The 22,408-nt window shown below is 62.0% G+C and carries 24 protein-coding genes, 1 tRNA gene and 2 pseudogenes; 9 read left to right on the top strand and 18 right to left on the bottom strand.

Annotated features, from left to right (window positions below; genetic code table 11):
- Positions 1-312: 312 nt before the first annotated feature.
- From msrQ to AC2FME_RS17600, 8 genes and pseudogenes are all read right to left on the bottom strand, one after another.
- A complete protein-coding gene (gene msrQ, locus AC2FME_RS17635; RefSeq protein WP_496801126.1) occupies positions 313-927 on the bottom strand; it encodes a protein-methionine-sulfoxide reductase heme-binding subunit MsrQ in 615 nt (204 codons plus the stop codon).
- Positions 928-931: 4 nt separating this feature from the next.
- On the bottom strand, positions 932-1,834 hold the full coding sequence (gene msrP, locus AC2FME_RS17630) for a protein-methionine-sulfoxide reductase catalytic subunit MsrP (protein ID WP_496801125.1): 903 nt from the start codon (positions 1,832-1,834) through the stop codon (positions 932-934).
- 180 nt (positions 1,835-2,014) lie between these two features.
- Positions 2,015-4,633, bottom strand: a complete 2,619-nt coding sequence (gene clpB / locus AC2FME_RS17625; protein ID WP_496684314.1) for an ATP-dependent chaperone ClpB — start codon at positions 4,631-4,633, stop codon at positions 2,015-2,017.
- A 126-nt stretch (positions 4,634-4,759) separates the two neighbouring features.
- The gene (locus tag AC2FME_RS17620; RefSeq protein ID WP_496684311.1) at positions 4,760-5,074 is read right to left on the bottom strand and encodes a hypothetical protein; all 315 of its coding nucleotides are present in this window, start codon (positions 5,072-5,074) and stop codon (positions 4,760-4,762) included.
- Positions 5,075-5,175: 101 nt separating this feature from the next.
- Positions 5,176-5,313: a hypothetical protein gene (locus AC2FME_RS17615; protein WP_496801124.1), complete on the bottom strand. Its 138-nt coding sequence runs from the start codon at positions 5,311-5,313 to the stop codon at positions 5,176-5,178.
- Positions 5,314-5,337: 24 nt separating this feature from the next.
- The gene (locus AC2FME_RS17610; RefSeq protein WP_496801123.1) at positions 5,338-5,523 is read right to left on the bottom strand and encodes a hypothetical protein; all 186 of its coding nucleotides are present in this window, start codon (positions 5,521-5,523) and stop codon (positions 5,338-5,340) included.
- 32 nt (positions 5,524-5,555) lie between these two features.
- Positions 5,556-5,849, bottom strand: a pseudogene (locus tag AC2FME_RS17605) (tetratricopeptide repeat protein); the annotation flags it as partial.
- Between the two features lie 224 nt (positions 5,850-6,073).
- Positions 6,074-6,430: a hypothetical protein gene (locus tag AC2FME_RS17600; RefSeq protein WP_496801122.1), complete on the bottom strand. Its 357-nt coding sequence runs from the start codon at positions 6,428-6,430 to the stop codon at positions 6,074-6,076.
- 87 nt (positions 6,431-6,517) lie between these two features.
- Here AC2FME_RS17600 and pyrF point away from each other — a divergent pair, with 87 nt between their 5' ends.
- Both pyrF and AC2FME_RS17590 read left to right on the top strand, forming a co-directional pair.
- The gene (gene pyrF, locus AC2FME_RS17595) at positions 6,518-7,231 is read left to right on the top strand and encodes an orotidine-5'-phosphate decarboxylase (protein WP_496684303.1); all 714 of its coding nucleotides are present in this window, start codon (positions 6,518-6,520) and stop codon (positions 7,229-7,231) included.
- Between the two features lie 359 nt (positions 7,232-7,590).
- On the top strand, positions 7,591-8,844 hold the full coding sequence (locus AC2FME_RS17590; protein ID WP_496742244.1) for a DNA polymerase IV: 1,254 nt from the start codon (positions 7,591-7,593) through the stop codon (positions 8,842-8,844).
- Here the strand turns inward: AC2FME_RS17590 and AC2FME_RS17585 are convergent, their stop codons facing one another.
- On the bottom strand, positions 8,845-9,705 hold the full coding sequence (locus AC2FME_RS17585; RefSeq protein WP_496684297.1) for an N-formylglutamate amidohydrolase: 861 nt from the start codon (positions 9,703-9,705) through the stop codon (positions 8,845-8,847).
- 148 nt (positions 9,706-9,853) lie between these two features.
- Between AC2FME_RS17585 and AC2FME_RS17580 the strand changes: the two genes are divergently transcribed.
- Positions 9,854-9,928: transfer RNA gene (locus AC2FME_RS17580), tRNA-Val, on the top strand.
- 81 nt (positions 9,929-10,009) lie between these two features.
- On the top strand, positions 10,010-10,135 hold the full coding sequence (gene ykgO, locus AC2FME_RS17575) for a type B 50S ribosomal protein L36 (RefSeq protein WP_005648635.1): 126 nt from the start codon (positions 10,010-10,012) through the stop codon (positions 10,133-10,135).
- Here the strand turns inward: ykgO and AC2FME_RS17570 are convergent.
- Positions 10,116-10,538 carry a hypothetical protein gene (locus AC2FME_RS17570; protein WP_496801121.1) on the bottom strand — a complete coding sequence of 141 codons (423 nt, stop codon included), beginning with the start codon at positions 10,536-10,538 and terminating at the stop codon, positions 10,116-10,118. The two genes, ykgO and AC2FME_RS17570, sit on opposite strands and share 20 nt — an antisense overlap.
- Before the next feature lie 315 nt (positions 10,539-10,853).
- Here AC2FME_RS17570 and AC2FME_RS17565 point away from each other — a divergent pair, with 315 nt between their 5' ends.
- The 3 genes from AC2FME_RS17565 (at position 10,854) to AC2FME_RS17555 (ending at position 13,045) form a co-directional block, all read left to right on the top strand.
- Positions 10,854-11,867: a Fe(3+) ABC transporter substrate-binding protein gene (locus AC2FME_RS17565; RefSeq protein ID WP_496801120.1), complete on the top strand. Its 1,014-nt coding sequence runs from the start codon at positions 10,854-10,856 to the stop codon at positions 11,865-11,867.
- A gap of 108 nt (positions 11,868-11,975) precedes the next feature.
- The gene (locus AC2FME_RS17560; RefSeq protein ID WP_496801119.1) at positions 11,976-12,530 is read left to right on the top strand and encodes a helix-turn-helix domain-containing protein; all 555 of its coding nucleotides are present in this window, start codon (positions 11,976-11,978) and stop codon (positions 12,528-12,530) included.
- Entirely contained in the window at positions 12,527-13,045 is a 519-nt protein-coding gene (locus AC2FME_RS17555; RefSeq protein ID WP_496688180.1) for a GNAT family N-acetyltransferase, read from the top strand. Before AC2FME_RS17560 ends, AC2FME_RS17555 begins: the two co-directional genes overlap by 4 nt.
- Here the strand turns inward: AC2FME_RS17555 and AC2FME_RS17550 are convergent.
- The 4 genes from AC2FME_RS17550 to AC2FME_RS17535 all read right to left on the bottom strand — a co-directional run bounded on the left by AC2FME_RS17550 (position 13,042) and on the right by AC2FME_RS17535 (position 16,609).
- Positions 13,042-13,680 (bottom strand): AAA family ATPase, encoded by a 639-nt coding sequence (locus AC2FME_RS17550; RefSeq protein WP_496688178.1) that lies wholly within the window; start codon positions 13,678-13,680, stop codon positions 13,042-13,044. The genes AC2FME_RS17555 and AC2FME_RS17550 overlap by 4 nt on opposite strands.
- Entirely contained in the window at positions 13,677-14,453 is a 777-nt protein-coding gene (locus AC2FME_RS17545; RefSeq protein WP_496681957.1) for an ATP-binding cassette domain-containing protein, read from the bottom strand. Before AC2FME_RS17545 ends, AC2FME_RS17550 begins: the two co-directional genes overlap by 4 nt.
- Positions 14,453-15,526 (bottom strand): ABC transporter permease, encoded by a 1,074-nt coding sequence (locus AC2FME_RS17540; RefSeq protein ID WP_496681955.1) that lies wholly within the window; start codon positions 15,524-15,526, stop codon positions 14,453-14,455. The genes AC2FME_RS17545 and AC2FME_RS17540 overlap by 1 nt, the downstream gene beginning before the upstream one ends.
- 114 nt (positions 15,527-15,640) lie before the next feature.
- Positions 15,641-16,609 (bottom strand): sugar ABC transporter substrate-binding protein, encoded by a 969-nt coding sequence (locus AC2FME_RS17535; protein ID WP_496681953.1) that lies wholly within the window; start codon positions 16,607-16,609, stop codon positions 15,641-15,643.
- A gap of 305 nt (positions 16,610-16,914) precedes the next feature.
- Between AC2FME_RS17535 and AC2FME_RS17530 the strand changes: the two genes are divergently transcribed.
- A complete protein-coding gene (locus AC2FME_RS17530) occupies positions 16,915-18,039 on the top strand; it encodes an ROK family transcriptional regulator (RefSeq protein WP_496688194.1) in 1,125 nt (374 codons plus the stop codon).
- A 51-nt stretch (positions 18,040-18,090) separates the two neighbouring features.
- Here AC2FME_RS17530 and AC2FME_RS17525 read toward each other — a convergent pair whose 3' ends face one another.
- Positions 18,091-18,567, bottom strand: a complete 477-nt coding sequence (locus AC2FME_RS17525) for a GNAT family N-acetyltransferase (RefSeq protein WP_496681951.1) — start codon at positions 18,565-18,567, stop codon at positions 18,091-18,093.
- A complete protein-coding gene (locus tag AC2FME_RS17520) occupies positions 18,568-18,879 on the bottom strand; it encodes an ETC complex I subunit (RefSeq protein WP_149777332.1) in 312 nt (103 codons plus the stop codon).
- Between the two features lie 160 nt (positions 18,880-19,039).
- Here AC2FME_RS17520 and uvrB point away from each other — a divergent pair, with 160 nt between their 5' ends.
- A complete protein-coding gene (gene uvrB / locus AC2FME_RS17515) occupies positions 19,040-21,226 on the top strand; it encodes an excinuclease ABC subunit UvrB (RefSeq protein WP_496801118.1) in 2,187 nt (728 codons plus the stop codon).
- 592 nt (positions 21,227-21,818) lie between these two features.
- Here uvrB and AC2FME_RS17510 read toward each other — a convergent pair.
- Both AC2FME_RS17510 and AC2FME_RS17505 read right to left on the bottom strand, forming a co-directional pair.
- Positions 21,819-22,289 carry a transglycosylase domain-containing protein gene (locus tag AC2FME_RS17510; RefSeq protein WP_496801127.1) on the bottom strand — a complete coding sequence of 157 codons (471 nt, stop codon included), beginning with the start codon at positions 22,287-22,289 and terminating at the stop codon, positions 21,819-21,821.
- A gap of 21 nt (positions 22,290-22,310) precedes the next feature.
- Positions 22,311-22,408: pseudogene (locus tag AC2FME_RS17505) on the bottom strand (IS5/IS1182 family transposase); the annotation flags it as partial.

The following is a 22,408-nucleotide window of genomic DNA, read 5'->3' as shown; positions in this document are numbered from 1 at the left end:
AACAAATCCTCAAGATGCCCCAGTCTCTCCTGAGCGTCACAACCGTCTTTCCAGTCCGTCAGGCCGCCTCTCCAGCCCGTCACCACCGCCTCACCAGCGCCGGTGAAGGGGGTTCTAAGATTATCCAACCAAAGCCGCAAGGGGAAAATTCAACAATCCCTCAAAAAAGTTTCTTCCAAAGATTTCCGATTATATTTCAACACTTTAACTACACACCCCCGACCGTTCTGACCACCACACGCTCGCTGGTTCGCTCCGGACAGGACCCGCAAACCCGCAGTCCACAGGTTTACCCACAGACTCGGGCGCGAGTCAGGCGGAATCGGAGCTGCTTCGCGCGAACGGATAGCGTGGCACTGGCAGCCGCAACAGCAGAAGGAGGCAGATGACCAGCAGATACAGCAAAGGCTCGATCTGGAATCCCTTGGCCACCATCACATAGTGCAGACCGGCCAGAACAGCCGCCGGATAGACAAGACGATGTAGCTGGCGCCAGGCGGCTCCGAGACGGCGCACCGAGGCGTTGTTCGATGTCAGGCCCAACGGCAGCAACAGCACGAAGGCCGTCATTCCGATCGTGATATATGGCCGTTTCAGGATATCCGCCCAGATCTGCGCAGGCACCTGCACGTCCAGCACCAGCCAGACCAGCAGATGAAAGCTCGCATAACAGACGGTCAGAACGCCGATCGCCCGCCGGAACTTCATCAGGTTCAGCCCGGCCAGACGTCGCAGCGGCGACACTGCCAGCCCCAGGATCAGCAACTGGAGGGCCAGCTCGCCATATTCATGTTCCAGCGCCTCGATCGGCTCGACGCCTAGTCCACCAGTCAGCCCCAGATAGAACAGCCACGGCGCCGGCAGTAGGCCCAGCAGGTAAACCGCCCAGACCGGAACGCGACGCAGGAACTGGTTCAGCTTGTTCATGGCTTTAATAATACTCGGACAGATCCATTCCGTCATACAGGCTTGCGACGTCAGACTCGTAGCCATTGAACATCAGCGTTGGCTGACGCTTGGCAAACAATCCGCCGCCGATGACCCGCTCAGAGGCCTGGGACCAGCGGGGATGATCCACGGTCGGATTCACGTTGCTGTAGAACCCGTATTCACGCGGGTTGGCCATGTTCCAGCTGGTTGGCGGTTCGTCCTCGGTCAGGGTGATGCGTACAATCGATTTGATCGACTTGAAGCCATATTTCCAGGGAACCACCAGCCGCAGCGGCGCGCCATTCTGATTGGGGATCGGGCGGCCATAGATACCCGTCGCCATGATCGTCAGAGGGTGCATGGCCTCGTCCAGCCGCAAGCCCTCGCGATAGGGCCAGTCCAGGACCGGATAGGCAACGCCCGGCATCTCATCCGGACGCAGCGCGGTTTCGAAGGCCACGTATTTCGCCCCCTCCTGCACACCAACCATGTTCAGCAGATCGGCCAGCTCGAACCCGTTCCACGGCACGACCATCGACCAGGCCTCGACACAGCGGAACCGATAGATCCGCTCTTCGATCGTCATCTCGGACATGATATCCTGAAAGTCGTACTCCCCCGGACGGTCAACCAACCCGTCGATTGTCACGCTCCATGGTTCGGTCTTGAGGGTATGGGCGTATTTCGAAGGATCGTCCTTGCGAGTTCCGAACTCATAGTAGTTGTTGTACGAGGTTATATCTTCCCAGCTGTTGGGCTCGGGCACGGCCTCGGCCTGCGCACGCCCGGCCATTGCAGCTAGGCCGGATCCGGCCAGCCCCGCCATCACCTGCCGGCGGTTCAGAAACGCCGCCCGAGGCGTTACGTCGGCATATGTCAAATTGTTGGTCCAGCGATGCGCCATCTTGGTCTCCGTTCCGTTTCAACCCCTGACCCGACCTAGCCCGGTCTTAGCACAGGACCAACGCAACTTGCGTCACGATTGAGAGACGGGACTGTAACGAACCGGCCGCCCGCTGACGCCGGACCGACAAAATGGCCCGCCATCTCTGGCGGGCCTTTCCTGTTTCAACCTAGCCGCAGCTTAGTGCACGACGGCTTCGTCCGGGCGCGGGCGGTCGCTGGTGCCCAACCGGTCGCCGATGATCAGGCCATCGGGTCCGGCAGTCACCGGCACGGTGTCGCCGTCCCGGATTTCGCCAGCCAGCAAAGCCTCGGCCAGCGGGTTCTGCAGGGCACGCTGGATCACGCGCTTGAGCGGACGCGCCCCGAAGACCGGATCGTAGCCTTCGTTGGCCAGCCATTCCTTCGCGGCCTCGTCCAGCTCCAGCCGGATCTTGCGCGCGGCCAACCGCTTCTGCAGGCGGGCCAGCTGGATGTCGACGATCGCAGCCATATCCGACCTCTGAAGCCGGTCGAAGATGATGGTCTCGTCCAGACGGTTCAGGAACTCGGGCCGGAAATGCGCCCGGACCGCGTCCATCACGTCGCGCTTGGCCTGCGCCGTGTCGGCCCCTTCGGGCAACTGGCTCAGCGCCTGCGACCCGAGGTTCGAGGTCAACACGATCAGCGTCTGCTTGAAGTCGACCGTGCGGCCCTGGCCATCGGTCAAGACACCATCGTCCAGCACCTGCAACAGCACGTTGAATACGTCCGGATGCGCTTTCTCGACCTCGTCGAACAGCACCACCTGGTACGGCCGCCGACGGACGGCTTCGGTCAGAACGCCACCTTCCTCATATCCGACATAGCCCGGCGGTGCACCGATCAGGCGGGCGACGGCGTGTTTCTCCATGAATTCGGACATGTCGATCCGCACCATCGCGTGTTCGTCGTCGAACAGGTATTCGGCGACGGCCTTGGTCAGCTCGGTCTTACCCACACCGGTCGGGCCGAGGAACAGGAACGAGCCCAGCGGGCGATTCTCGTCGTTCAGACCGGCCCGGGCCCGGCGCACGGCATTGGCCACGGCGCGCACGGCCTCGTCCTGGCCGACCACGCGGGCATGCAGCGCTTCTTCCATGCGCAGCAGCTTTTCACGCTCGCCTTCCAGCATCTTCGAGGTCGGGATACCCGTCCAGCGTTCGACCACGGCCGCGATCTGTTCGGGGCGTACCGTTTCCTTGGCCATCACAGCGTTGCTTTCCTGGCTTTCAGCCTCGGCCAGCTTGCGCTCCAGCTCGGGGATCACGCCATAGGACAGCTCACCGGCCTTGGCCAGATTGCCCTCGCGCTTGGCGATCTCCAGCTCGGCGCGCGCCTTGTCCAGCTGTTCCTTAAGCTCGCGGGCGCTGGCAAGCTTGTCACGCTCGGCCTGCCACTGGGCAGTCAGCTCGGCGGATTTCTCCTTCAGCTCAGCCAGTTCCTTCTGCAAGGCCTCAAGCCGATCTTTCGAAGCCGCGTCATCTTCGAGCTTCAGTGCCTCTTCCTCGATCTGGAGCTGCAAGATCTGGCGATCCAGCTGGTCCAGCTCTTCGGGCTTGCTGTCCACTTCCATGCGCAGACGCGAGGCGGCCTCGTCCACGAGGTCGATTGCCTTGTCGGGCAGGAAGCGGTCGGTGATGTAGCGGTGCGACAAGGTCGCGGCCGACACCAGCGCCGAATCCGAGATGCGCACGCCGTGGTGCAGCTCGTATTTTTCCTTGATGCCACGCAGGATGCTGATCGTGTCCTCGACCGTGGGTTCCTGCACGTAGACGGGCTGGAACCGGCGGGCAAGGGCCGCGTCCTTCTCGACGTATTTGCGGTACTCGTCAAGCGTGGTGGCGCCGATGCAGTGCAGCTCGCCCCGCGCCAGCGCGGGCTTGATCAGGTTGGCCGCATCCATCGCGCCATCGGTCTTGCCGGCACCCACCAGCGTGTGCATCTCGTCGATGAACAGGATGATCTCGCCAGCGGCCGCGGTGACCTCGTTCAGAACGGCCTTCAGACGTTCCTCGAACTCGCCACGGTATTTCGCACCAGCGATCAGGGCACCCATATCCAGCGCCAGCAGCTTCTTGTCCTTCAGCGATTCCGGCACGTCGCCGTTCACGATGCGGAGAGCCAGACCTTCGGCGATGGCGGTCTTACCCACACCGGGCTCACCGATCAGAACCGGGTTGTTCTTGGTCCGACGCGACAGAACCTGCATGGCGCGGCGGATTTCCTCGTCGCGGCCGATGATCGGGTCAATCTTGCCCTCGCGGGCGGCCTCGGTCAGGTCGCGGGCATATTTCTTCAGCGCGTCATAGCCTTCTTCGGCATTGGCGCTGTCGGCCGTGCGGCCCTTGCGGATGTCGTTGATCGCCTCGTTCAGCTTCTGGGCGGACACGGCACCGGCTTCCAGGGCCTCCTTGGCCTTGGATTTGACGATGCACAGCGCCATCAGCACACGCTCGACCGGCACGAAGCTGTCTCCGGCCTTCTTGGCGATCTTCTCGGCCTCGTCAAGAACCTTGGCGGTCTGGCCGTCCAGATAGACCTGGCCCGCGTCGCCGCTGACCTTCGGGATCTTAGCCAGGGCAACATCCAGCGCCTCGACCACACGCTCGGGCGCGCCGCCCGCACGTTTGATCAGGTTGCTGGCCAGCCCCTGATCATCATCCATCAGTGCTTTCAGAATATGCTCGGGAGCCAATCTCTGGTGTCCCTCGCGCAGCGCAACAGTTTGCGCCGCCTGCACGAAGCCTCGTGCCCGCTCGGTGAACTTGTTCAAGTCCATCATTCTCTCCTTTTTCAAGCGCCCAAGGTTTTTGCGCCCGCTCGGCGGCACGCTTAGTTCTGGGCCTCATTAATCAATTTGGGAAATGCCCCTGCCGCTTCAAGAGGGTGGCGGGTGAAAAAACGCTCAGCCGCGGGGAATCGTATAGACGGTATAGCCGCCGGTTTCGGCCACCTGCTCGGCATCAAGCGTCTCGACCAGCGACTGCGCGGCGGCGCTGCCGGTGGGGCACGACACGAGGTCAGCGGTGTGGTCCAGGAAATTGCCGGTAAAGGCGGTTTCACCGGTCAACTGGCACCAGTCATCTTCGGACCGATAGCCGCGGACGAGATACAAATCGTCATTGGTCGGGGGCGGCGCAGCGCCTGTTTCGGTTTGCGGCGGCGTGTCGGCACAGGCGGCCAGCGTGGCCATGACGGCCAGCGGAACAAGGTGCTTCATGGTCTGTCCCTTCGGTGTAATTTTCGTTTCTGAATGGCGGCACCATAGCACAGTTGGGACAGCGCGGGGGAAACCACGCCCCCCCTGGCCCGGTGCAGGGTTCAACCGGCTTCGATCTGCCGGATCAGCTTTTGCGCCTCGTCATCGCCCTGCCCGGCCGCGAGGCGAAGAAACCTCAGCGCCTCTTCAACTTCGCCGATTTCATGGAGCAATCGGCCGAACTTGCGCTGCGACTTCATATCGCCGAGCTTCGCGGCCCTTCCTCAGAACACGAAGTCCGCTTCCATGTCCCGAGGCACGCCATCCCGCCCGTGATAGGTCAGAGACCCCAGATTGCGCAGCGCGATGACATCGTCCTGCTTGGCGGCCTGGAAATAATAGTCCAACGCCTGTTCGATGTCCTTGAAATAGCCGTTCTCGCCGGTTTCGTAGATGTAGCCCAAGCGCACCGCGGCATCGGTGCTCCCGTTTCGGCCGCCATCTTCAGATAGTCGACCGCGCGCCGCATGTCGCGCGTGACATGCGTGCCTTCGCGGTAGAATGTGCCAAGCCGCAGCAGAGACTGCTCGTATCCGAGGAACGCGGCCCTTTCATAATAGTACAGCGCCTTGTCGAGGTCGGGCGCAACACCTTGCCCGTTCTCGTAGCCATACGCGACGTTGTGCATTCCCATCGGCAGACCGGTTTCGGCAGCCGCCATGTACCAGGCAAATGCGGTCACATCGTCCGCGGGAACGATCTTGCCATCGCCATAGAGCGTGGCGAGCGTGTTCATCGCCAGCCCGCTGCCCTCCATCGCGGCCAGCTCCGAGAACTCGAGCGCCATTTTCAGCTTGCCGCCCTTCATCAAAGCCCGACCAAAGGCGGCGACGACCTCGGCATCGACATTCTGGTTTTTCAGTAGCAGCTCGGCACAGGTCGCCATCGCATTCTTGGCGTCAATGTCCGCCCATTCCACCCCGTCGAAAAGCGGCGACTGGCCCGGAGCGGCGGCGACCATCAGGCACTCATATTCTCCGTCCGAATAGTCGGGCTCGTATGGTGGATCGTCGGGGTCGGGTTCCGGCCGGGGCCGCAGGTCGGAGACCCGCAGGCGTCGTTGCGGTTCTTTGGGGGCGTCGACCTCGGCCGGCGCCAGGGCCCTCCGGTCAGCACTGCCAGCAGATCGCGCGCAAGTTGGGAATAGATCAAGCACTCCGCGTAGATCTCGGCAAAGCTTTGGATGGCTGCCGCCGACCTGCTGTCCTTGACATCCGCCCAGACCTGTCGGGTCTCGCCGCAATCCGTTTCACCGGCCCAGACTGCGCCCGCCCCGGCCAAAACAGCCGCCGAGGCGACCACACCCAACCGTATCATCCCATATTTTCCTGCGTCTTTTCTTGTCTGATTGTGCCGCACGCTCTACAGAAGCGCCGATCCCGTCAAGCTTGAAAGGTCGAAACAATGCCCCAAACCGCCGATGACCGCCTGATCGTCGCCCTCGACGTCCCCAACGCGCTGGAAGGGCTGAAGCTGGCCGAAACGCTGGGCGACGCCGTTTCATTCTATAAGATCGGCCTGGGCATGCTGACCGGGGGCGGGCTGGCGCTGGCCAACGAGCTTAAACAAGAACACGGCAAGCGCATCTTCCTAGACATGAAGCTGTTCGACATCGGCAACACGGTCGAGAATGCCGTACGAGGGCTGGCGCAGTTCGATCTGGATTTCCTGACCGTCCATGGCGACCCCCACGTGGTGCGTGCCGCTAAGGAAGGCGCGGCAGGCAAGGATCTGAAGATTCTCGCGGTGACGATCCTCACCTCGCTGAACCGTGAAGATCTGGATGCCGGCATGATGAAGGCCGGCGACATGCAGGACATGGTGGTGGAGCGCGCGGCCCGCGCCTTCGAGGCCGGGGCCGACGGCGTGATCGCCAGCCCGCAGGAGGCCGCTCTGATCCGCGCCCTGCCCCAGTCCCAGGACCGACTGATCGTCACCCCGGGTGTGCGGCCCTCGGGGGCCGATCTGGGCGACCAGAAGCGGGTCGCCACCCCGGCCAGAGCGATCGCAGACGGGGCCGATCACATTGTGGTCGGACGACCGATCTATCGTGCCGAAGACCCCAAGGCGGCCGCGCGGTCGGTTCTTGAGGAACTGAAATCGGTGCCGCAGGTTTAAGCGCGGCACGCCTTCGCGCGGGGTCTTTTTCGCAGGAAGCGGCGCGCAACCGATTGACCTTGCGTCACTTTTCCCTCGTTCCGCGCCGAATTGTCCCTGTGCCCGAAAACACACATGCGAAACCTCGGTTTTGCTCGGAGCGTCAAAACCCTGTCAAAATAGGCATTTTCGCGCGATTCTGGGCCAGAGACACTCCCCGACGGACTGCGACTTCCTGAGGTCCGTTACCTCCCCCCGCGCATCGGCGGGGGGTCTTCTTTCTCCTTCCGGAACTCTTCGGCCAACCGCTTTGATCTGGCGCGCGGGCTACGATAGGGTACAGCTTCTGGTTCATCGTCATGCTGCGCATGGAGAATGTGATGCCCGGTCTCTGCCGCGATTGCCTGACCCGTCTGGGTGACGAACGGCGCTGCCCAACCTGCGGCAGCCCGCGGGTTCTGCGCCATCCGGAACTTTTCGACCTGACCATTGCGCATATGGACTGCGACGCCTTCTATGCCTCGGTCGAAAAGCGTGACAACCCCGAGCTGGCCGACAAGCCGGTGATCATAGGCGGCGGGCGGCGCGGGGTGGTGTCCACCGCCTGCTACGTGGCGCGCATCCGCGGCGTGCGCTCGGCCATGCCGATGTTCCAGGCGCTGAAGCTGTGCCCCGACGCGGTGGTGATCAAGCCGCGCATGTCGGTCTATGCCGAGGTCTCGCGCCAGATCCGCGCGATGATGGACGAGCTGACCCCGGACGTGGAGCCGCTGTCGCTGGACGAGGCCTTCATGGACCTGTCGGGCACCCAGCGCCTGCACGGCGCGCCGCCCGCGGTGATGCTGGCGCGGCTGGTCAGGCGGATGAAGCACGAACTGGGCCTGACCGGCTCGATCGGGCTGTCGCACAACAAGTTCCTGGCCAAGGTGGCATCCGATCTGGACAAGCCGCGCGGCTTCTCGGTGATCGGCAAGGCCGAGACGGCGGATTTCCTACATGACAAGCCGGTAAGGTTGATCTGGGGCATCGGCCCGGCCGCTCAGGACTCGCTGGAGCGGGCCGGCATCCGCACCTTCTCGGACCTGCTGCGTTGGGATCAAGAGGCGCTGACAGCACGGTTCGGCGCGATGGGCCATCGCCTGTGGCATCTGGCGCGCGGACAGGACAAGCGCCGGGTCTCGGCGCACACGCCGATGAAATCCATCAGCAACGAGACCACATTCTTCGAGGACACCTCCGACCCTGACATTCTGGACGGGCATCTGTGGCGGATGGCGGAAAAGGTGGCCGACCGCGCCAAGGCCAAGGGGCTGGCCGGGCGGGTGGTGACGCTCAAGCTGAAACGGGCCAACCACAAGATCCTGACGCGGCGCGTATCGTTGCGCGACGCAACCCAGATGGCCGACCGGATCTATCGCACCGCGCGCGGCCTGTTCGATCAGGTCGGCGATCAGGGGCCGTACCGCCTGTTGGGTTGCGGCTTGTCAGATCTGTGTCCGGCGGAACAGGCCGATGCCTTGGGCGACCTGCTGGATCCCGGCGCCGCCCAGCGCAGCAAGGCCGAACGCGCTGCGGACGAGATCCGCCGCAAGTTCGGCAGCGATGCAATCGTGAAAGGGCGTGCGCTGCGCTAGCTATTCCGCGGCCAGACGCTCGGGCTGTGCCCCGATCCGGGCGATATCGGCGATCACCCGCGCCAGAACCGCGCGGAACGAGTCAAAGTCGGCGTTGGGTTCGATCGTAGATTCATCCATGTAGAGCGCGCGGTCGATCTCGATCTGTATGGCGTGCTGATTTCGCGCCGGACGGCCGTAGGTCTGCGTCACGTAGGCCCCCGCAAACGGCGTGTTGCGGACCACGGTCAGCCCGGCCGAGACAAAGGCCGCTTCGATCTGATCCACGATCACCCCCGAAGCCGACGCACCGAACCGGTCACCCAGTACAATCTCCGGGCGGCGCCCATGCGCGGTTCCGGCCAGGGCCACCGCCTCGTGCGGCATCGAGTGGCAGTCGACCAGAATCGCCTGCCCGAAGGAGCCGATCGATTCAGCCAGCAGTGATTTCAGCCGGGCGTGATAGGGCCGCCAATAGGTGTCGATGCGCAGACGGGCCTCATCCATGGTCAGCTTGCCGCTGTATATCGCGCGGCCATTTGCCACCACCCGGGGAATCACTCCCAACCCCGAGGCAACGCGCGGATTGTGCCCCGACCGGCGGGCACCCATGATCAAGGCCGGGTCAAGCTCGTCTGCGCTACGGTTCAGATCCAGAAAGGCCCGTGGCATCTGCGCGGCGATCAGCGGCGCGCCGTGATCCGGGGCCGATGCAAAAAGCTGATCAACGAAGGCATCCTCGGACGAACGAATCACGTCGCGGTTCAGAATCGACCGCTCAAGGAAGGGCTGGGTATAGTTCCGGCCGCTGTGGGGCGAGGAAAACACCACGCACGAGCTGCGTTTCGCGGGCATTTCCAAAGCATATGCGGTGCTGTGCATGTCCACTCCCTCTCTCCGAACAACATAGACCGGAAAATTGTTCGACCAAACCCCTTGAACCCCTGCGCGACTCCTTTTATAGAGCGCTCCACCGGCGCGGGGTTCCGCGCCCCATTTCGTTCTGGGGCGGATCTCGCAAAGGGAAAGTGGGCGGTTAGCTCAGCGGTAGAGCACTTCGTTGACATCGAAGGGGTCACAAGTTCGATCCTTGTACCGCCCACCATCTGTTTCACTGTTTCGGGTCTGACCCGGGGCACCCGCTAACCCAGGCGCTGGCCCGCGCCGCAGGAACTGGAGATAGGCCATGAAGGTCAAGAACTCGCTCCGCTCGCTCAAGAACCGGCACCGCGACTGCCGGGTCGTGCGTCGCAAAGGCCGCGTCTACGTCATCAACAAGACGCAGCGCAAGTTCAAAGCCCGCCAGGGCTGAGGACGGCGAAACACCGTTTCAAGAAACCGCGCCTCTGGGCGCGGTTTTTTTGTGCTCGATCTTCCCCGCGGCCCCGCCCGAGCCCCTTCCGCACGAGCCATGTGATGCAACAGACCGCCATCGCGTAGGGGACTGAAGCGAACAACGCGAATCCTGCCTCTATCGGCCAGCCGATGCCCAACCGTTCGAGTGAAAAGACCATGCGCTCCGCCCGCTCCCGCAAATGTGGAACAACGCCGCGCATCCGCTCATCGGTCGTGAAACCGTCAAGATCCACGCTCATTGCAAGCAGTGCAAGATCAAGTGCGAAGTCGCGCCACCACGAAAAAAGGATGGTCAGACCGACGACGAGCAACAAGCCCCGGGTGAACCCGGTCGGAAAAAAGCGAGCAATCTGACGCAATGCCAGACCGGCCCCGCGACAAGCCCGAAAAGCAACAGCAGCGTCACGACTTCCAGCAACACTTCGAATATTTCGAGAGCCCTTCCGCCATTTGCGCCGAACCGACCTGACGCCGGCGCTTGCCGCTGTCCGGCGGAGCGGCTCTACCAATTGGCTCCAACATGGTTAACGAACTGGTTAACCCCCACGAGCGCCGCGGCATTTTTGACCAAGTAATTTTGTCAGATTTCCTTGCATCTCGCCCGAAATCGTTTAATTGAGCAAATCAGTCGGGAAATACCCGCTCCTGAGATTCGACAACTGGGACCAACACAGATGAAAACCAAGCGCTTTATCGCCGCCGCCCTGTCGGCCCTGATCGCCGGATCGGCCGCCGCCGAAGGCGAGCTGAACCTGTACTCCTCGCGTCACTACGATACCGACGAGCGCCTCTACACCGATTTCGAAGAGGCCACCGGCATCAAGATCAACCGCATCGAAGGCAAGGCCGACGAGCTGATCGCACGGATGGAAGCCGAAGGCGCGAACTCGCCCGCCGACATCCTGCTGACCGTGGACACCTCGCGCCTGGCGCGGGCCAAGAACGCGGGCCTGCTGCAGGCGGTCAACAGCGACGTGCTGGAAGAGCGCATCCCCGCCAACCTGCAGGACGAGGACAACCAGTGGTTCGGCTTCTCGCAGCGCGCGCGCATCATCTTCTACGACAAGAATGACGTGACCAACCCGCCGGCCACCTACCTGGACCTGGCGAATCCCGAATACAAAGGGCTGGTCTGCATCCGCTCGTCGACCAACACCTACAACCAGACGCTGCTGGCCTCGATCATCACCCATCACGGCGCCGAGAAGGCCAAGGCATGGGCCGCGGGCGTGGTCGCCAACATGGCGCGTGACCCGCAGGGCGGCGACACCGACCAGCTGCGCGGCATCGTCTCGGGTGAATGCGAGATCGCCGTGTCGAACTCCTACTACTTTGCACGCGCCCTGCGCAAAGACGTCAAGGGCCTGTCGGACAGCGTCGACATGATCGGCATCCAGTTCCCGTCGCAGGACGCGGAAGGCGCGCATATGAACCTGTCGGGCGCCGGTGTCGCGGCACATGCTCCGAACAAGGACGCCGCCATCAAGTTCCTGGAGTATCTCGCCAGCGATAAAGCGCAGGTCTATTTCTCGAACGGCAATGACGAATACCCTGCCGTTCCCGGCGCGCCGCTGGCCGAGAACGTGGCCGCTCTGGGTGAGTTCAAGGCCGACGACGTGAACCTGTCTGAAGTCGCCAAGAACATCCCCGAGGCCCAGAAGATCTTCAATGAGGTTGGCTGGAAGTAAGCCGCCATCATATCGAGCAGTTCAAGGGGCGCGGCACACGCGCCCCTTTTTATTTTATTTATTTCTGTTACTTTTCTCACAATCGAAAATGTTTCCCGGATATGACCAATGCTTGACTGCTTGTCCAGCCGCCTCGCCCGCCACCTGAGCGACCTGCGCCGCAGTCGGGGCTGGTCGCTTGAACAACTCGCCCAGACCAGCGGGGTCAGCCGAGCCACTCTGTCTCGCATGGAGAAGGCCGAGGTCAGTCCGACAGCCGAGAATCTTGGCCGGTTGTGCGCGGCCTACGGACTGCCGATGTCGCGCCTGTTGATGATGGTCGAGGACAGCTTCGACCCCAAGGTTCCTTACGAACGGCAGATCGAGTGGCGCGACCCCGAAACCGGGTTCACGCGCCGATCGGTGTCGCCGCCCTCGGCGGGGCTGACAGGCGAGGTCCTGGAATGTCACCTGCCGCCCGGCACCACGATCGCCTATGACGCGCCGCCACGATCCGGGCAGGAACACCACCTGGTCGTGCTGGATGGCGCGCTGACCCTGACGGTCGATGGCACGCCCCACGCGCTGAACGCGGGCGACTGCCTGCGCTATCACCTGTCCGGCGCAACCCGTTTTGAAACCGAGGCGTCCCGCGGCGCCCGCTACATTCTGGTGCTGATATGATTACACGTCTGACCGAAACAACTTTTGACCAGGCGGTGGACGATCTGGCGGATATCCTGCACGGCTGCGTGCATACCGGCGCCAGCATCGGGTTCATTTTGCCGTTTTCCCGTGACGCCGCGCGCGCCTATTGGCAGGAGCGCGTGCGCCCCGGGCTGTCAGCCGGAGAGCTGGATCTTTTCGTAGCCCATGATGATGGACGCATCCAAGGGACGGTTCAGCTGATTCCGGCTGCGATGCCCAACCAACCGCACCGCGCCGATGTGGCCAAGCTGCTGGTGCATCCCGACGCACGGCGGCGCGGGCTGGGCCGCGCCTTGATGGGTGCCCTGCTAGAGCGCGCCACCGAACTTGGCCGAACCCTGTTGGTGCTGGACACGCGCAGCACCGACCCCTCGCGTATCCTGTACCAAAGCCTGGGGTTTAAAACTGCTGGAGAGATTCCCGGCTATTGCCGCAACCCGTTCGAGCCCGTGTTCGAACCAACCACCTACATGTACAAGGCGCTTGGCTAACGCAGCACTAGGTCGGCCGAGCCCGAGTTCTGCACCACGCGCCGGGCGTTGGGAATGTCATTGGCGAAGGCTCGGCGCTCGGCTTCGTCGCGAGGCAGGCCCAGCCCGATCCAACGGTCCAGCAAGCGCGCCTCCAGCGTGGGCAATGGCACGTCCAAAAACACGGTCAACGCCCACAGGTCGCGCAGATCGCGCCACCCCGGTTCGTCCAGCAGGAGATAATTTCCCTCTACGATCACCACCTTCTGGTCGCGGGTTACGAACGAACAGGCGGCGATGGACTTGTCGAGCACACGGTCGAACTCGGGCACGGCGACCTCGTCTTCGGCCTGGAGGCGGCGCAACGAGGCATGAAAGCCCGGCAGGTCGAATGTCTCGGGCGCACCCTTGCGCGGCAGCAGATCGCGCGCCGTCAGAATCTGGTTGTCATAGTGGAAACCATCCATCGACAGCAGACCGGTCGGAATGCCGCGCACCTGCAGCGCCTGTTGTGCAAGCGCGGCCACCGTGGATTTCCCCGCGCCCGGCGGCCCGGCCACGGCGACAAGCTGGCGCGTTTCACGGCCCGCCAGCCCGGCTGCGGCGTCGGCGATCCGCTCGGCCAGCGCCTGCGGCGATGACCCTGCAGCCGTCATGCCGCGCGATCCTGTTCCGGCGGCTCTTTGGCGCCTGTCATGAACGCCACGGCATCGGACATGGTGTAATCATTGGGGTCGATCACGCAGAGCCGCTTGCCCAACCGATGCACATGGATGCGGTCGGCCACTTCGAACACATGGGGCATGTTGTGGCTGATCAGAATGATCGGAATACCACGCGATTTCACGTCTTGGATCAGCTCCAAAACCCTCCGGCTTTCCTTGACACCAAGCGCCGCGGTGGGTTCGTCGAGGATGATGACTTTGGATCCGAACGCCGCCGCCCGGGCCACGGCAACGCCCTGACGCTGTCCACCCGACAAGGTCTCGACCGCTTGGTTGATGTTCTGGATCGTCATCAGCCCCAGTTCGTTCAGCTTGTCGCGGGCGAACTTCTCCATCGCAGGGCGGTCGAGCATCCGGAATACCGAGCCCAAAGGCCCCTTGCGCCGGATCTCGCGCCCCATGAACATGTTGTCGGTGATCGATAGGGCGGGCGACATGGCCAACGTCTGATAGACCGTTTCGATCCCGGCTTCGCGCGCGTCGATGGGCGAGTGGAAATCGACCTTGCGCCCTTCCAGCCAGATCTCGCCCTCATCCGGGGCGACGGCACCGGAAACCGCCTTGATCAAGGTCGATTTACCTGCACCGTTGTCGCCGATCACGGCCAGGATTTCGCCCGGCATCAGGTCGAAATCGCAATGATCCAGCGCCGTGACCCTGCCATAGCGTTTGACCAAGTTGCGCCCTTTGAGAATGGGTTCCATCACGCTGCTACCTTTCTGATCCACTGGTCCACGGCCACGGCGGCGATGATCAGCATACCGATAAGAAGGAAGGTCCACTGCGCATCCGCGCCCAACAACCGCAGGCCGAGGGTGAACACGCCCACGATCAGCGCCCCGAACAACGAGCCCAGGATCGACCCGCGCCCCCCGAACAAAGAAATGCCTCCGATCACGACGGCGGTGATGCTTTCGATGTTGGCCAACTGCCCCGAAGTGGGCGAGACCGAGCCTATGCGCCCGATCAGCGCCCAGCCGGCAAAGGCGCAAATCAGCCCCGAAAGCATGTAAACCGACATCAGCGTTCGATGCACGTTCACGCCCGACAGCTCGGCGGCCTCGGGGTCGTCGCCCACGGCATAGACATGGCGGCCCCACGCGGTATGCCGCAGCGCATAGGCCAGCACCAGGATCAGCACCAGCATGAAGATCACTCCGACCGTGAACACCGCCCCGCCGACATTGATTTTGGCGCCGAACAGCTGAAGGATCGGGGCGTTGGCCTCGATTTCCTGCGACCGGATGGTTTCATTCTGTGAATACAGGAAGTTGGCGGCCAGTACGATCTGCCACATGCCCAGCGTCACGATGAAGGGCGGCAGCTTGACCCGGCTGACCAGGAATCCATTCACCGCGCCGATTGCGGTCCCGATGGCCAGACCGCACAGGATCGCCACCGTAGGCGGCAGCCCGTAGCGGAAAGTGAACTGGCCCATCACAACCGACGACATGACCATGATCGCGCCCACGCTCAGGTCGATCCCGGCTGTCAGGATCACGAGACTCTGGGCGGCGGCCACGATGCCGACGATCTGCACCTGCTGCAGGATCAAGGTCAGGGCAAAGGGCGAAAAGAACTTGGCGCCCAGCAAGACGCCGAAAATCAGGATCGCCGCCACCAAAACGATCAGCGGCACCAGCGACGGGTTCACATGTAGAAAGTGTTGGACCGTCCCCATGAACCCGCGGTGGTGATCTTCGAATTCGGCAACCTGTTCCGGGCTGCCTTTGGCTGCGGCTTCGAAATCGTCGGACTGTCTCGATGTGTCGGACATCAATGAGGTTCCCCCATGCGTCAAGCTCCCGTCTTGGGGCGACTCTTGCAAAATTTCGGGTGAGGTCGTGGTTCAATTCAGGGGCCGCAGCGCGCGGCCCCTGAAGGGATCAGATCAGCCCCAGCAGAGGTCCATGCCCTCTTTGACCGAGATCGACTCGACGCCAGCGGCCGGCTTGTCCGTTACCAGCGCAACACCGGTGTCATAGAAATCTTTGCCGGGCGTGTTCTCGGGCTTCACGCCCTCGTCGGCCCATTTCTTGACTGCCTCGACGCCAAGCGACGCCATCAGCAGCGGGTATTGCTGCGAGGTAGCGCCGATCACACCGTCGGCCACGTTCTGCACACCGGGGCAGCCGCCGTCGACCGAAACGATCAGCACATCGTTTTCGCGGCCGATGGCCTTGAGCGCCTCATACGCACCGGCGGCAGCCGGTTCGTTGATCGTGTAGACCACATTGACCATCGGATCCTTGGCCAGAAGGTTCTCCATGGCCTTGCGGCCGCCCTCTTCGTTCCCGGCGGTGACGTCATGGCCCACGATGCGCGGGTCGGTCTCGTCGCCCCATTTGTTCGGGTCGCCCAGGTCAATGCCGAACCCCTGCAGGAAGCCTTGGTCGCGCAGCACCCCGACCGAGGGCTGGCTGACTGCCAGGTCCAGCATGGCGATCTTGGCGTTCTGGGCTTCGTCCCCTAGTGTGGCCGCGGCCCATTTGCCGATCAGCTCGCCGGCCAGAAAGTTGTCGGTGGCAAAGGTTGCATCGGCCGCGTCGATCGGCTCCAGCGGTGTATCCAGCGCGATGACCAGCACACCCGCGTCGCGCGCCTGCTGGACGGCGGGGACGATCGACGAGGTATCAGATGCGGTCAAGAGGATACCCTTGGCGCCATCCAGAATGCAGGTCTCGATCGCCTGCACCTGAGTTTCATGGTCGCCGTCGATCTTGCCGGCAAACGCCTTGAGCGTCATGCCCAGCTCTTCGGCCTTGGCGGTGGCCCCCTCTTTCATCTTCACGAAGAAGGGGTTGGTGTCGGTTTTGGTGATCAGACAGACCGTGTCCTGCGCGGCGGCAGCGCTCGCCATGGCTGTCAGGGCCAACGCGGTCGCGCCAGCAAATGCTGAAATTTTCAAAGCTTTTCCTCCCGTTATCTCCGACGCCCGCAGACGTCTTGGGCAAGCGGGCGAAATTCGATCCGCTCCCATGGACAAAACCATCAGGCAATTCCCGATTCCTGTCAATAATTAAATCACTCTTAATTATTATTGACACCCCACGGCCCACGCCACATTCTTGCTGGAACAAGGAGCACCCCGTGACCGAGAAACCCGCAATCGAGACCGGCCCCTCGCACCGCCCGTCAAACGTGCGCGGGACCAACCAAAGCGGCATGCGCGCGCGCAATGAAAAACTGGTTTTGTCGCTGGTCCGGCGCCATCAGGCGCTGGCCAAGTCAGAATTGGCGCGCATGGCCGGCCTGTCGGCGCAGACCGTCTCGGTCATCATGCGGCAGTTGGAAAGCGACGGGCTGCTGTTGCGCGGCGAGCCGCAACGAGGCAAGGTCGGACAGCCTTCGGTGCCGATGCGATTGAACCCGGACGGTGCCTATTTCCTGGGCCTGAAGGTCGGGCGCCGCAGCTCGGAGATGGTGCTGACCGATTTCCTGGGGCGGGTTCGCGACCGGTCCCGAACCACTTATGACTACCCCACCCCGCAGCAGACGCTCGATTTCGCAGTCCGGTCCCTGACCCACATGACAGAGGCGCTGTCCGAACCCGCACGCGCGCGAGTGGCAGGCTTGGGCATCGCCATGCCCTTTTACCTGTGGGACTGGGCACAGATCCTGCAGGTCCCGCAGGAAAAGATGGACCCGTGGCGCATGGCCGACCTGCGGGCCAGCCTTTCGGACATCTGCGATGTTCCGGTCTATGCCCAAAATGATGCGACGGCCGCCTGCGGCGCGGAACTGGTATTCGGCCCAACCGAAGGGCCGCGGGATTTCCTGTATTTCTATGTCGGCTATTTCGTCGGCGGGGGCGTTGTGTTGAACGGGTCCATCTTTGCCGGCCGGGGAAACGCCGGCGCGTTGGGGCCGATGCCGGTCTCCGTCGGGTCGGGGCCGGTACAACCCCTGATCGAGGTGGCCAGCCTGTATGTCCTCGAACGCGCGTTGGCGGCCTCTGGTTGCGACGCATCGGGCCTGTGGCATTCGCCCGAGCACTGGACCATTCCCGCCGACCTGCTCGAGCGGTGGCTGAATCAAGCGGCACACGGTCTGGCCCATGCCATCCTGTCCAGTTGTAGCTTGATCGATTTCGAGTGCGTCAAGATCGACGGCTGGATGCCGAATGCGGTCAAGTCCCGGCTGATTACGTTGGTTCGGGACCGCCTGTCCCGGCTGAACCTGACCGGGCTGGAAGCACCGTCGATTTCGGCCGGCTCGGTCGGACCGGACGCCCGCGCGTTGGGCGCCGCCAGCCTGCCATTGTCGGACCGATATCTGGTCGAGACGTGAAGCGGCCCTTGAACATGGGCTGTCGAATGTGTCGTCGGGTCACCCGGCCGATCAGGACCGGGGCACAAGATCCAAACGCATGAATGCGCTGTTGGGATCGTGATGATATCCAAAGATTGGGCCGCAATAGCCGTAGCCCAACGCCTCGTACAGTTTGCGAGCAGCGTCATAGTCCGGAAGATGCGCCGCGCCGGTTTCCAGAACAAGCGCTGCAAAGCCTTCTGACCGGGCGATTTCAGCCAGATGCTCCATCATCCGGCGGGCCAGCCCCCGGCCCCGCGCCTGCGGCAGCACATGCACCGATTTGACCTCGGCCGTGCCATCGGGCAGCGCCTTGAGCGCCCCGCAGCCCAGCACCTGATCGTCCTCAAGGATCGCCCAGAACCGGATGTCCGGCGCGGTCAATGCATCAGGTTGCAGCGTATGATTGCTCTCTGCAGGGCCGGCCCACCGGCTGTGCGCGACATGGGCCTCTACCACCGGACGCAATGCATCCGATGTCGGATCGGCCGGACAAATCCGGATCATTCAGTGGGTCCAGGGGCCGCGCCGGTCGGTGGCAAAGTTTTCGCCATATCCGCGCGGGCGGATATTGGGCTTGCGCTTGTGGGGCTCGACGACCTGCGCGTCGATGCCGTGTTCCCGCGCATAGTGCAGCGCCTCTTCCTTGGTGTCGAACCGCAGGCGCACCTGGGTCTGGGTGTCGCTGGAAGATGTCCAGCCCATCAGCGGATCGACCTCGCGCGCCGAGGCCGGGGCGTATTCCAGAACCCATTTGCGGGTCTTGGCCATTCCCGACGTCATTGCGTTTCGGGCAGGCTGGTAAATCCGTGCGCGCATGTCGCCTCTCCATACTCGGGTTGTCGCGCCCGTTTATGCGTCAGAGCGCGGGCGGCGACAAGATTGCAATTGCCGCAGGGCGATGCAAATGACCCGCCCGGCGGGGGTTGCATGCGGACAAAATAAGAACAAATGTAAGGGGCCGAAGCGGAGCCTGCCCATGCCCTATGCTCATTCCGACAAGACCCAGCTGACTGCCGACGACGTGCGCACCCGCCTGAAGCTTGAGGGCGGCAAGCGTTTCGTGATGCACACCGAATTCGCCCCTGCAGGCGACCAACCCACCGCGATCCGGGAACTGGCGCAGGGCATTCTGGACGGCGAGCGCAACCAGGTGCTGCTGGGCGCCACCGGCACCGGCAAGACCTTCACTATGGCCAAGGTGATCGAGGAAACCCAGCGCCCCGCCATCATCCTCGCCCCCAACAAGACGCTGGCGGCGCAGCTCTATGGCGAGTTCAAGGGCTTCTTCCCGGACAATGCGGTCGAATATTTCGTCTCGTACTACGACTACTACCAGCCCGAAGCCTATGTGCCGCGCAGCGATACCTATATCGAAAAGGAATCGCAGATCAACGAACAGATCGACCGGATGCGCCACTCGGCCACCCGGGCGCTGCTGGAACGCGACGACGTGATCATCGTGGCCTCGGTGTCGTGCATCTATGGCATCGGCTCGGTCGAGACCTACGGGGCGATGACGCAGGATCTGAAGGTCGGGAACGAATACGACCAGCGGCAGGTGATGGCCGATCTGGTGGCCCAGCAATACCGCCGCAACGATCAGGCCTTCCAGCGCGGCAGCTTCCGGGTGCGGGGCGATTCCCTGGAAATCTGGCCCGCCCACCTGGAAGACCGGGCGTGGAAACTCTCGTTCTTCGGCGAAGAACTGGAACAGATCACCGAGTTCGACCCCCTGACCGGCGAGCGCACCGACACGATGGACCAGATCCGCGTCTATGCAAACTCGCACTACGTCACGCCGAAACCGACGATGCAGCAGGCGATCCTTGGCATCAAAAAGGAATTGCGCCAGCGCCTCGACCAACTGGTGGGCGAGGGCAAACTGCTGGAAGCACAGCGGCTGGAACAACGCACCAATTTCGACCTCGAGATGCTCGAGGCGACCGGCGTCTGCAACGGGATCGAGAACTATTCCCGCTACCTCACCGGCCGCGCGCCGGGTGAACCGCCGCCGACCCTGTTCGAATTCATCCCCGACAACGCCATCGTCTTTGCCGATGAATCCCACGTCAGCGTACCGCAGATCGGCGGCATGTATCGCGGCGACTACCGGCGCAAGTTCACGCTGGCGGAACACGGGTTCCGCCTGCCCTCCTGCATGGACAACCGTCCCCTCAAGTTCGAGGAATGGGACGCCATGCGCCCGCAGTCCGTCTTCGTCAGCGCCACCCCCGCGGCGTGGGAGCTGGAGCAGACCGGTGGCGTTTTCACCGAACAGGTGATCCGCCCCACGGGCCTGCTCGACCCCGAGGTCGAGATCCGCCCCGTCGAGATGCAGGTCGACGACCTTCTGGACGAGGTGCGCAAGGTCTCGGCCAAGGGCTATCGCACGCTGGTGACGACGCTGACCAAACGCATGGCCGAAGACCTGACCGAATACATGCACGAACAGGGCATCAAGGTCCGTTACATGCATTCCGACATCGACACGATCGAGCGGATCGAGATCCTGCGCGACCTGCGGCTGGGGGCCTTCGACGTGCTGGTGGGTATCAACCTGCTGCGCGAAGGGCTGGACATCCCTGAATGCGGTCTGGTCGCCATTCTGGACGCCGACAAGGAAGGCTTCTTGCGCTCGGAAACCTCGCTGATCCAGACCATCGGCCGCGCCGCGCGCAACGCCGAGGGCCGCGTGATCATGTATGCCGACCGCATCACCGGCAGCATGGAGCGCGCGCTGGAGGAAACCAACCGCCGCCGCGCCAAGCAGATCGCCTATAACGAGGAACACGGCATCACGCCCGAGACGGTGAAAAAGAATGTCGAGGACGTTCTGGCCGGTCTCTATGCTGGCGACGTGGACATGAACCGCGTCACCGCCACCATCGACAAGCCGATGCACGGCGCCAACCTCGAGGCCCATCTGGACGGGCTGCGCGAGCAGATGCGCAAGGCGGCCGAGAACCTGGAATTCGAAGAAGCCGCCCGCATCCGCGACGAGATCAAGCGTCTGGAAGCGGTCGACCTAGCCGTCGCCGACGACCCCATGGCGCGTCAATGGGCGGTTGAGAAAGCGTCGGAAGACGCGGCGAAATCGCGTGGACGGTCAACGGCTGGACGACCGGGGCAGCGGGGCGGTAATGTCAAACGACGGAAAAGATAAGCAAGGTTATTTGAATGAGTTTTTGGGAGACTTTGATATTAGGTGTTATCGCCGCTCTTGTTGGCTCGTTGCTTCAATACCGAAGTTGGCGGCATCAGCATCTCACTACCTTACGAAACAATGAACGAAAGGGCGCTCTGGATGTCGTTGAGTGTATATCTGACGACATAGACCAAAGACTCCTGGGCCAACTTAAGTTTCTAGCAATATGTGAGCAGAGGCACCCAAGCAGCGATGAACTAGATGAGTATCGCCAAGTAGTTAATCAATGGATGAGCAAATTATCTGCTAATAAGGCAAAAATCTCGTTCTACTTTGACCGAGAAACTGCACGCGAATTTGAAAACAACATTCACAGCTCGCTCCGGTTGAGCTCTGATTTTATGCTACTTAGAGCTAGATATGGGTTAGAGCACCTGAGCAAAGATGATTTAAAGAGATTCCGGTCATCAAGGACGCGGGTCAATATTGCACGCCGAGAATGTTATAAGTTTCTGCAGGAATTAAATGATAGAATTGAATCTGGCCTAATTGGCACCACGCAAAGAATAAACAACCTAGAGATTGCCGACCTCGACTATATATCAAGCTCCTACTTGATAAAAAGGCTATTGGGAATACGGGCGTAATTTTTAAGAGCGTACTCGTATCTTGCTTTAGTTTTCTCTGCCCACTTTTCGCTTCCTGATACCTTTGCTATCTCAAAAAGTTCTTCCGGTGAGTAGCTTCTAAGATTGGAATCCACTGTTAGAACAACCGACTTTGGCACTGGTCGCGCAAACAGGGCCGCAACAAGGCAGGCCTCGTTTGGTGATAGGTTCGCTGCTCTCTTAGAAAAGAGTTTACGACTGGCTACTTCTACTCCTTCCATCCTATAGCCCAAGTAGGCGAAGTGAATATAATAATGGAAAATCCTGTGCTTTGGCAGATGCGCATTTAGTAGGGTGGCAAGGGTAAGCTCTCCTACCTTTCTTTGAATGGTTCTTTCATATCTGCTTCTAACAATACGTACAACTTGTTGGTCTATAGTACTTATCCCACCAAGCCTTTTTCCCGTTAAAATTCTCCGTATTAGGGTCAGGACTCATAACCAGTATATGACGAGAGCGGCAAGGGCGATGGCGGACAGGAAGACTTTCGGGCATCTGTCGTAGCGGGTTGCCACCCGCCGCCAATCCTTGA

This window comes from Ruegeria sp. BHSC026 (assembly GCF_059613065.1).
This window is presented reverse-complemented; position numbering and strand designations above follow the sequence as displayed.

Bases quoted from the DNA above. Each gene is read 5' to 3' on its own strand.
- msrQ (WP_496801126.1), bottom strand. From the start codon at position 927: ATGAACAAGCTGAACCAGTTCCTGCGTCGCGTTCCGGTCTGGGCGGTT.
- msrP (WP_496801125.1), bottom strand. From the start codon at position 1,834: ATGGCGCATCGCTGGACCAACAATTTGACATATGCCGACGTAACGCCT.
- clpB (WP_496684314.1), bottom strand. From the start codon at position 4,633: ATGGACTTGAACAAGTTCACCGAGCGGGCACGAGGCTTCGTGCAGGCG.
- AC2FME_RS17620 (WP_496684311.1), bottom strand. From the start codon at position 5,074: ATGAAGCACCTTGTTCCGCTGGCCGTCATGGCCACGCTGGCCGCCTGT.
- AC2FME_RS17615 (WP_496801124.1), bottom strand. From the start codon at position 5,313: ATGAAGTCGCAGCGCAAGTTCGGCCGATTGCTCCATGAAATCGGCGAA.
- AC2FME_RS17600 (WP_496801122.1), bottom strand. From the start codon at position 6,430: ATGATACGGTTGGGTGTGGTCGCCTCGGCGGCTGTTTTGGCCGGGGCG.
- pyrF (WP_496684303.1), top strand. From the start codon at position 6,518: ATGCCCCAAACCGCCGATGACCGCCTGATCGTCGCCCTCGACGTCCCC.
- AC2FME_RS17590 (WP_496742244.1), top strand. From the start codon at position 7,591: ATGCCCGGTCTCTGCCGCGATTGCCTGACCCGTCTGGGTGACGAACGG.
- AC2FME_RS17585 (WP_496684297.1), bottom strand. From the start codon at position 9,705: ATGCACAGCACCGCATATGCTTTGGAAATGCCCGCGAAACGCAGCTCG.
- ykgO (WP_005648635.1), top strand. From the start codon at position 10,010: ATGAAGGTCAAGAACTCGCTCCGCTCGCTCAAGAACCGGCACCGCGAC.
- AC2FME_RS17565 (WP_496801120.1), top strand. From the start codon at position 10,854: ATGAAAACCAAGCGCTTTATCGCCGCCGCCCTGTCGGCCCTGATCGCC.
- AC2FME_RS17560 (WP_496801119.1), top strand. From the start codon at position 11,976: ATGCTTGACTGCTTGTCCAGCCGCCTCGCCCGCCACCTGAGCGACCTG.
- AC2FME_RS17555 (WP_496688180.1), top strand. From the start codon at position 12,527: ATGATTACACGTCTGACCGAAACAACTTTTGACCAGGCGGTGGACGAT.
- AC2FME_RS17550 (WP_496688178.1), bottom strand. From the start codon at position 13,680: ATGACGGCTGCAGGGTCATCGCCGCAGGCGCTGGCCGAGCGGATCGCC.
- AC2FME_RS17545 (WP_496681957.1), bottom strand. From the start codon at position 14,453: ATGGAACCCATTCTCAAAGGGCGCAACTTGGTCAAACGCTATGGCAGG.
- AC2FME_RS17540 (WP_496681955.1), bottom strand. From the start codon at position 15,526: ATGTCCGACACATCGAGACAGTCCGACGATTTCGAAGCCGCAGCCAAA.
- AC2FME_RS17535 (WP_496681953.1), bottom strand. From the start codon at position 16,609: ATGGCGAGCGCTGCCGCCGCGCAGGACACGGTCTGTCTGATCACCAAA.
- AC2FME_RS17530 (WP_496688194.1), top strand. From the start codon at position 16,915: ATGCGCGCGCGCAATGAAAAACTGGTTTTGTCGCTGGTCCGGCGCCAT.
- AC2FME_RS17525 (WP_496681951.1), bottom strand. From the start codon at position 18,567: ATGATCCGGATTTGTCCGGCCGATCCGACATCGGATGCATTGCGTCCG.
- AC2FME_RS17520 (WP_149777332.1), bottom strand. From the start codon at position 18,879: ATGCGCGCACGGATTTACCAGCCTGCCCGAAACGCAATGACGTCGGGA.
- uvrB (WP_496801118.1), top strand. From the start codon at position 19,040: ATGCCCTATGCTCATTCCGACAAGACCCAGCTGACTGCCGACGACGTG.